The sequence below is a fragment of the uncultured Gimesia sp. genome, from assembly GCF_937919775.1.
In the GTDB taxonomy this organism is placed as follows: Bacteria; Planctomycetota; Planctomycetia; order Planctomycetales; family Planctomycetaceae; genus Gimesia.
This window is the reverse complement of the sequence record NZ_CALFPF010000402.1, coordinates 1-5199: the sequence shown is the minus strand read 5'-3', so window position 1 is coordinate 5199 and position 5199 is coordinate 1. Positions and strand designations below refer to the sequence as shown.

At 47.1% G+C, this 5199-nt stretch carries 4 protein-coding genes; 3 read left to right on the top strand and 1 reads right to left on the bottom strand.

The genetic code is table 11. The annotated features are described in order from the left end of the window. Positions 1–498 (top strand): amidohydrolase family protein (locus Q0294_RS11005; protein ID WP_299464795.1); only part of this gene is annotated, 498 nt, incomplete at its 5' end. A 174-nt stretch (positions 499–672) separates the two neighbouring features. Here the strand turns inward: Q0294_RS11005 and Q0294_RS11000 are convergent. Beyond that, positions 673–1287, bottom strand: coding sequence for a carbonic anhydrase (locus tag Q0294_RS11000; protein WP_299464792.1), 615 nt, complete (start codon positions 1285–1287; stop codon positions 673–675). 404 nt (positions 1288–1691) lie between these two features. On the opposite strand from Q0294_RS11000, the gene Q0294_RS10995 reads away from it, so the two are divergent. Both Q0294_RS10995 and Q0294_RS10990 read left to right on the top strand, forming a co-directional pair. Then, positions 1692–2069, top strand: a complete 378-nt coding sequence (locus Q0294_RS10995) for a hypothetical protein (RefSeq protein WP_299464789.1) — start codon at positions 1692–1694, stop codon at positions 2067–2069. A 135-nt stretch (positions 2070–2204) separates the two neighbouring features. Further along, positions 2205–5174, top strand: coding sequence for a DUF2309 domain-containing protein (locus tag Q0294_RS10990; RefSeq protein WP_299464786.1), 2970 nt, complete (start codon positions 2205–2207; stop codon positions 5172–5174). Positions 5175–5199: the final 25 nt, after the last annotated feature.

The window sequence follows — 5199 nt, the reverse complement described above, 5'->3', positions numbered from 1 at the left end:
GGTGGCGCTTTTTATCATTACCCGGAAATTATTTACCTGCTGATGGATAAGGGCTTCCGCCAGGAGTTTCTGTCCCGGATGCCGGAAGAAATTCGCGAAAGAAGCGTACTGGCAGATCTGGAACGAGAATACTCGCTGTATGAAATCGCCATCATCACCCGGGCAGCCCCGGCACGCGTTCTGGGCATGAAAGACAAAGGGCACCTTGGCGTGGGAGCACACGCTGATATTACCATCTATGCACCTCAACAAAACCGCCAGGAAATGTTTGAGCGTCCTCGTTGGGTCTTTAAGGATGGCCAGCTTGTCGTAGAAGATGGAGAAATTCAGGCGCATCAGTTCGGGCGGACCTATTATACAGCTCCTGATTTTGACCAGGAATTTCTGCCACATATCAAAAACTGGTTTGACGAGAACTATACGATTCGTTTTCGAAACTACCAGATTGAGCAGCATGATCTTCAAAAAGCAGAAGAAGTCTCCTGCGGAATAAGTTAGTAGTCTAAAACTGTATTCCGAGGAGCAGACAACAACAGTCGTATCTATAGAGTGGCCCATGCAATATATAACTGCTTACCATTCGAAATAAACGTAATCAGATCAGGTACGGATTTACCGATTTCAGATTGGCGGCAAAGTCCGATCTGATTCTGCATCTGCCAGAACCATGTCCTAAATCGGGAGAAACTGCCCTTCGTCCGGCCGAAAATTGAATACCTCGCCGGTTTCAAATTTGTAAACCCAACCATGTAGCTTTAACTCTCCACGACCAACAGCAGCGGCAACTGAAGGGTGAGTTTTTAAGTTTTTAAGTTGAACGAGAACATTTTCCTGAACGGTAAGTACCAGACGCCTCTCTGCCTCAGTAATGTGCGTATAATTCTCGTTAACGATCCGGCGAGTTGATTCGGCGTGTTCTAAATAAGCTTTGACAGCAGGCATTTTTTCAATGAGGGCAGGATCAAGCAGACCAGACATAGCCCCACAATGAGAATGGCCGCAAATGATAATGTCTTTCACTTTTAACGCGCTCACAGCATACTCAATCGTCGCTGCCTCGCCACCATGGACCGTTCCATAGGGGGGAACAATATTTCCAGCAGTCCGCTGAATGAATAGCTCACCTGGTTTTGTCTGAGTCAAATAATTAGGATTGATTCTTGAGTCAGAACAGGTAATGAATAAAGCGAGCGGTTTTTGGCCTTCAGCCAGTGTTTCAAATAGTTTTTGATCCTGGCTGAAGTAGTTTCTCTGAAACTCGTGAATCCCGTCAACGAGCTTTTGCATCTTCTTTCTCCTGCTATTTATGATTCATGTAACTCGCGCAAATTAAACATCAGTCCACATGTGTTTTGTTACATATTAGTTATCAAGCACTTACTCGTTTTCATTCTAGTAGCGTTCTCTCGAAAAACGAGTCAAATTCACAGTTCAATGGTATCTCTCGCAAAACTGTTACAGGTTTATAGTTGAGAGCGAAAACAGACTAAAGACCAAAGCAGGGAATCTGCACATTAAAGCACATGGCAGCGTTCCTGAAAGCGAACTTGCCGTTAGCCCTTAAAACCATTATATTACCGCCAAGCTCCTTCGTGATTCTTCTTTGCCAGCATTAAATCTAATGAACCCTCCTGAACCACTTTTTCAGGCGACAAATGCTGCTAAAACAATTAATGCTGCTGGGATATTTGATGAAATTCTTTGTTTTATTCGTTCTCTTTTGGGGGGTGTTGTTTGGAACAGCGCTGTCTCTGATAGCAGGGGAAGATGGCCAGGAAATTCCAGTCGACCAGCCTTTCGGAAAATTTGAAGAGAATGAATCCAAGGAAGAACTGAAAAAGGGGGAGTCAACGACTCATCTTTTTGGAACGGTTGCTATCGATTTCTTTCTCGACAAGTCGATAGAGAGTTCGTTATATGAAATATTCTTTTTTGTCCCGCCGGTGAATCATAGCCCGGATCGATCTCGCGCGCCTCCTGTCTTCTCAGTTAACCCACGGCCGCTTGCCATCGCGATTTTGCAATGTCATGATGCATCGATCTATCACCTTTGCATCTGCCACTGTTGAAGCTCCTGAGGTCATTTCAAACGTTGAAATGGAGTCAGATCTTCGCTTCATTCCTGCTAGAGGCAATACGCTAATCCGCTGAATTCTCTTCACGGATTATTTCGGACATCTGGACCTCTTTTTCTGTGAAGAACAATGAACGAATCTTCAAATACTCACGCTGTCAATCAGACTTCAAAATCGACTCATGAAGAAAAGTTTTCCGAACTTCGTCATATGATTGAGCATGCAGCTCATCTCTTACCAGCTCAAGGGCCAATTACAGTCTTCGTCCACCACAATACTTTGCATGCATTCGAAGACATGCCATTTGAAAAAGGTGTAGTCGAAGGAGGACGAACTTTTGGATGCCATCCGTTTCTCTCGGAAGATCGTTACCGAAAAAAGTTTGAACATGACCGGATTCGTGTCACAGACATTGAAGCAGTTTTACTGGACGATCTCGGTGACAATGCTGAAATCCTCATCGGGAAATTTGGAACACGTTATGCTCTCCGATTAGCGATGTTGCAGTTCCCTCTGCATTCCGGACCAGTTTCTGAATTGCGCTGGTTCATAGCGGAAACCGATGCCTTGCAGTATTTTCGCCAGGAAGTCGAACCCGCGATTCGCGAACAAACAATTACAAAGACACGCCACTGGATCATGCGCGACTTCCTGAATGGAAACGACAGGGGTGAGCAGAGGGCTAAACATATCCTGGACAGCCTGTTTGAACAGTTTGGAAAAGAAAGGATTGAAACTTGGGACGACCGTAAATGGGAATCATTTGTGCTACATTTCCTATGGCGAGTCTGCCACAACGGTGCACATATTTCTAAGGTTAATACGAAGTTTTCACAGAAACTTCTCAGGCATCGAGATCTATTACTGAAGGTCACTGGCGAAGATACGGATTTTATCGTTCACGATGTGCTGATCCGTTTTTGTGCGGCCTTTCTCGATCAAGGATTCGGTAACCTGCCATTGCCCGATCGCGAGTCAGGATTCTATCATTCATTTCTGCAACTGTATTCCGGATCAATGATCAGACCGGCGATCGAACTTTCCGGTTTGAGACGTGAAATTCAACGACTGGACTCTTCAGGGATTGGTCCGTTTGAATCGATTACAGAGTCGCTTTCTTTGTTGGGAGTGGCCGAAGATGATCGTGATGAATTTCTTTCTCAGACGCTCCTTGCCTTACGGGGCTGGGCCGGCATGGTCTGGCAAATGGAAACCAATGCCGAATGGATGCCCCACACGGCCCCTCCAGACAGTCTCATTGAATTCCTGGCAGTGCGCCTGATACTTGATCGACTGGCAGTCGAATATGTAATGCAAAATTCGTTCGGTTTTTCAGGGCAACTCGATTCCGTTCGAAATGAGATACTCAACCAAATTGGCAAAGACACGCGATGTCAAACAAGTCAGCGTGCATTTACGATCTTCCAGCTTGCGCAGGTCCGCGGTTGGAGCCCTGAAGATCTTCTGCATCTTTCCTGTGAACAATGGACAACTCTCATTCAGGAAATTGAATTGTTTTCCAGCCTTGAACGCCGACGCATTTACCATCTGGCTTTTGAGCGAAAATATCGCAATGAAACTCTCGACGCTGTCGCGGTGCACTCCACCCGGCATCGCACACAACGCGATCTATCCAAGTCTGATAAAACACGTCATCCTGCATATCAGGTTGTCTGCTGTATTGACGAACGCGAAGAATCCTTTAGACGTCATCTGGAAGAAATTGCACCTGAATGTGAAACCTTCGGTATTGCAGGTTTTTTCGGCGTTGCCATGTATTACCGCGGTGCAGCCGATGCACACTTCACGCCGCTCTGTCCGGTAAATATCAAGCCGGTTCATTATGTCCAGGAAGAGACGCTCTATTCTCTCACACAAGTCAGCCGACGACGAGCTGAGACACGGCGTCGAATAGGCCGGGCAACGCATCAAGCTCACATTGGAACTCGAACTTTCATCGGAGGCTTGTTGACAGGGCTACTCGGCTCACTGGCCGCCTTTCCGCTTGTCGCCAGAATTCTTTTCCCACGTACAACTGCACAAATCCGGCGTGTGTTTGACCGTTTTGTTGAGCCTCCGATCACGCAACTGCGTCTGGAACGAATGAATGCCCAGCCAGGACCGAATAACGATCAACTTGGTTATTCCATTGACGAAATGGCGAATATTGTTGAAGGCGGACTCAGAGCCCTGGGACTCGCGAAACCGGAGTTGTTCTCGCCGCTGGTAATCATTTGCGGGCACGGCTCCGCCAGCCTCAATAATCCACACGAAGCTGCCCATGATTGTGGAGCATGCGGTGGAGGTCGCGGCGGTCCGAATGCGCGGGCTTTTGCACAAATGGCAAATGATCCTCGCGTGCGACGCATTCTTTTGGAACGTAGTCTGGTTATTCCTGACAATACTGTATTCGCAGGATGTTATCATAACACCTGTGATGACAGTATCACCTGGTACGATCTGGATCGACTCCCTATTTCACAACGTGAATTATTTGAAAAAGCTGAGAAGCATCTCAACCAGGCTCGAGCCCACAGTGCTCATGAACGCTGCCGAAGATTTGAATCAGCGGAACTGTTACTCTCTGTGAACGATGCATTGAGGCATGTCGAAGGTCGTGCTGAAGATCTCTCACAGACGCGACCGGAGTACGGTCATGCCACGAACTCACTGTGCTTTGTAGGCCGCAGAAGGTGGAGTCGCGGACTGTATCTCGATCGTCGTGCATTTCTGACATCCTATGATCCGACGCAGGATGACTCAAACAGCTCAATTCTTGAACGGTTGCTGCAGGCCGTGATCCCGGTATGTGCCGGAATCAACCTTGAATATTATTTTTCTTACGTCGATTCAACAGGCTACGGTTGCGGAACAAAACTCGCGCACAATATTACATCTCTACTGGGTGTGATGGATGGAGCGTCCAGCGATCTGCGACCTGGCTTACCTCTGCAGATGGTCGAGATCCATGAACCAGTACGTTTGCTCTTTGTAATTGAAACCACGAAAGAAGCAATGAGACGCATTATCGCAGACAACGCCGCCATTGCTCAGCTCGTAGACGGTAATTGGGTACAACTGCCGATCGTTAATACCTAAACATCGCAAATTGAGCTTTTCCGTA